General features: G+C 70.8%; 2 protein-coding genes. Both read left to right on the top strand.

Annotated features, from left to right (window positions below):
* The coding region (gene fdh / locus ACR2FV_RS14960; RefSeq protein WP_434016499.1) for a formate dehydrogenase at nt 1-2680 on the top strand (2680 nt) is incomplete at its 5' end.
* A complete protein-coding gene (locus ACR2FV_RS14965; protein WP_434016500.1) occupies nt 2677-3594 on the top strand; it encodes a 4Fe-4S dicluster domain-containing protein in 918 nt (305 codons plus the stop codon). The genes fdh and ACR2FV_RS14965, both read left to right, overlap by 4 nt.
* Nucleotides 3595-3813 lie beyond the last annotated feature (219 nt).

The following is a 3813-nucleotide window of genomic DNA, read 5'->3' on the forward strand; positions in this document are numbered from 1 at the left end:
CGAGAACCAGGCGCGCATTTGACACTCCTCCACGGTTCCCGGTCTGGGAGCCTCGCTCGGGCGGGGAGGCGCCACCACCTTCCAGCAGGACCTCGCCAACGCCGACTGCGTGTGGATCCAGGGCTCCAACATGGCCGAGTGCCACCCGGTCGGCTTCCAGTACGTGATGGAGGCCAAGCGACGCGGCGCCACCATCGTGCACGTCGACCCGCGGTTCACCCGGACGTCCGCGGTCGCGGACATCCACGTGCCCATCCGGGCCGCCTCCGACATCGCCTTCCTCGGCGGGCTGATCAACCACGTGCTGTCCCACGACCTCGACTTCCGTGAGTACGTGCTCGCCTACACCAACGCGGCCACGATCGTCGGCCCCGACTTCCGCGACACCGAGGACCTCGCCGGGCTCTTTTCCGGCTTCGACCAGGACACCGCGACCTACGACCACGACTCGTGGAAGTACGAGGGGTCGCCTACCGACACCCGGCACCGCGAGGGCACCGACCAGGACCTGGAGACCAGCCGGGTCGAGGCCGCGGGGTCCGGCGGCCCGCGGGTCTACGTCAAGGGCGAGCGGGACGAGACGCTGCAGCACCCACGCTGCGTCTACCAGCTGCTCAAGAAGCACTTCGCGCGCTACACCCCCGAGATGGTGCACGAGGTGTGCGGCATCTCGCCCGAGCAGTTCCAGCAGGTCGCCGACGCGCTGGTGCGCAACAGCGGCCGCGAGCGCACCACCGCGCTGTGTTACGCCGTCGGCTGGACCCACCACAGCACGGGGGTGCAGATCATCCGCGCCGGCGCCATCCTCCAACTGCTGCTCGGCAACGTCGGACGTCCCGGTGGCGGCATCCTGGCGCTGCGGGGGCATGCCAGCATCCAGGGGTCCACCGACATCCCGACGCTGTACAACATCCTTCCCGGCTACCTGCCGATGCCGCATGCCCGGCAGCACACCAGCCTGGCCGAGTGGCTGCGCACCGACGCGGGTGCCGCCGGCTTCTGGGGCAACATCGCCGACTACGGGGTCAGCCTGCTCAAGGCGTGGTGGGGGGACGCGGCGACCGCCGACAACGACTTCTGCTTCGACTACCTGCCGCGGCTCACCGGCGACCACGGGACGTACCGCACGGTGCTCGACCAGGTCGAGGGCAAGATCGCCGGATACTTCCTGGTGGGCGAGAACCCCGCGGTCGGCTCGTCCAACGGCCGGATGCAGCGACGCGGCCTCGCCAACCTCGACTGGCTGGTCGTCCGCGACCTCGCGATGATCGAGTCGGCCACGTTCTGGGCCGACGGGCCCGAGATCGAGACCGGCGAGATGCGCACCGCCGACATCGGCACCGAGGTGTTCTTCCTGCCGGCGGCGGCGCACACCGAGAAGTCCGGCACGTTCACCAACACCCAGCGGCTGCTGCAGTGGCACCACGAGGCGGTCGCACCACTCGACGACTGCCGCAGCGAGCTGTGGTTCTACTACCACCTGGGCAAGCGGATCCGGGCCAAGCTGGCCGGCTCCACCGACGAGCGCGACCGTCCGCTGCTCGACCTGACCTGGGACTACCCGGAGCGGGGCCCGCACGGCGAGCCCGACGCGGAGGCGGTGCTGCGCGAGATCAACGGCACGGGGCCGGACGGTGCGGCGCTCGGCTCGTACACCGAGCTGGCCGCCGACGGCTCGACCCGTTGCGGCTGCTGGATCTACTGCGGGGTGTACACCGACGGAGTCAACCAGTCCGCCCGCCGCAAACCGGGCCAGCAGCAGAGCTGGGTCGCGCCGGAGTGGGGCTGGGCGTGGCCGGCCAACCGGCGCATCCTGTACAACCGGGCCTCGGCCGACCCCGACGGCAAGCCGTGGAGCGAGCGCAAGGCCTACGTCTGGTGGGACCAGGACCTGAACGAGGGCCAGGGCAGCTGGACCGGGCACGACATCCCCGACTTCATCGCCGACCGGCACCCGCACCATGTGCCCGCCGAGGGGGCACAGGGCCCGGACGCGATCGGGGGCGGCGACCCGTTCGTGATGATGACCGACGGCAAAGCCTGGCTGTACGCACCGACGGGGGTGGTCGACGGGCCGATGCCGACGCACTACGAGCCGCCGGAGTCGCCGGTCAGCAACCCGCTCTACCCCGACCAGCAGCACAACCCTGCCCGACGGTCGTACCCGCACGAGATCAACGTCCGCAACCCGGACCGCTCCGAGTTCTACCCGTTCGTGTTCACCACCTACCGCGTCACCGAGCACCATACCGCCGGAGGTATGAGCCGAACGTTGCCGTATCTGTCGGAGCTGCAGCCGGAGTTCTTCTGCGAGGTGTCGCCGGCGCTGGCCGCCGAGCGGGGGCTGGAACACCTCGGTTGGGCGACGCTCACCAGCGCCCGCACGGCGATCGAGGCCCGCGTGCTGGTGACCGACCGGATGCGACCGTTGAGGGTCGCGGGCCAGGTCGTGCACCAGATCGGGCTGCCCTACCACTGGGGACCGAACGGGTTGTCGACCGGGGACGCGGCCAACGACCTGGTCAACGTCACCCTCGACCCCAACGTGAACATCCAGGAGAAGGTCGGCACTTGTGACATCCGCCCCGGGCGCCGACCGCGCGGACCGGCCCTGCTCGAGCACGTGGCCGAGCACCGGCGCCTCGCCGGTATCCCCGTCGACGAAGGGAGCACCCCGTGAGCAACCGGCTGTCCGGACCGCTCGACGACGTCGCGGGAGACGCGGGCTACGCGGCGCACCCCGAGCGGATGGGCTTCTTCACCGACACCAGCGTCTGCATCGGGTGCAAGGCCTGCGAGGTGGCGTGCAAGGAGTGGAACTTCGTGCCCGAGGACGGCCTGCTGCTGACCGGCATGTCCTACGACAACACCGAGCAGCTGGACGCCAACAGTTGGCGGCACGTCGCCTTCGTCGAGCAGACCAGGCAGGTGCGGGCGCCCACGCCGGCCCCCAGCACCGACCTGGGGATGCCAGCGGTGGGTCTGCCCGGCGCCCAGGACCCGGACGGGCCCGACGACGGCGACGTCGGGGTGCGCTGGCTGATGTCGTCGGACGTGTGCAAGCACTGCACGCACGCCGCCTGCCTCGACGTGTGCCCCACCGGTTCGCTGTTCCGCACCGAGTTCGGCACGGTCGTGGTGCAGCAGGACATCTGCAACGGCTGCGGCTACTGCGTGCCGGCCTGCCCGTACGGCGTGATCGACCAGCGCAAGGACGACGGCCGGGTCTTCAAGTGCACGATGTGCTACGACCGGCTCGGCGTCGGTGAGCAGCCGGCGTGCGCGAAGGCGTGTCCGACCGAGTCGCTCCAGTTCGGCCCGCTCGACGAGCTGCGCGAGCGGGCCGAGCGGCGCGTCGAGGCGCTGCACGAGCAGGGCGTCGACGAGGCGCGGCTATACGGCGAGAGCCCCGAGGACGGCGTCGGCGGCGACGGGGCCTTCTTCCTGCTGCTCGACGAGCCCGAGGTGTACGGCATGCCGCCCGACCCGGTGGTCACGACCCGTGACCTGGCGGCGATGTGGCGCCAGGTCGGTGCGGCCGCGGCGACCGTGCTGGCCGGGGTGGCGGTCTCGTTCGTCGGCCGGCGGCGGTGACGCGCTGATGGGCCGCAGGGACGGGGCGGTCGTGCCGGACGCCGAGTTCGGCTCCTACTACGTGCGCCCGATCCTCAAGAAGCCGGTGTGGAAGCAGGCCAGCCCAATGCCCAGCTGTACGCGCACAACCCGGACGACTGCTTAGTTGGGACTGGGGCGTTCTCCCTGCTGCTGGGCAAGCCCGAGGTGGACGGGCTGCCACCGGACCCGGTGGTGGCC

This window comes from Ornithinimicrobium sp. (assembly GCF_051004135.1).
Classification (GTDB): Bacteria; Actinomycetota; Actinomycetes; order Actinomycetales; family Dermatophilaceae; genus Ornithinicoccus.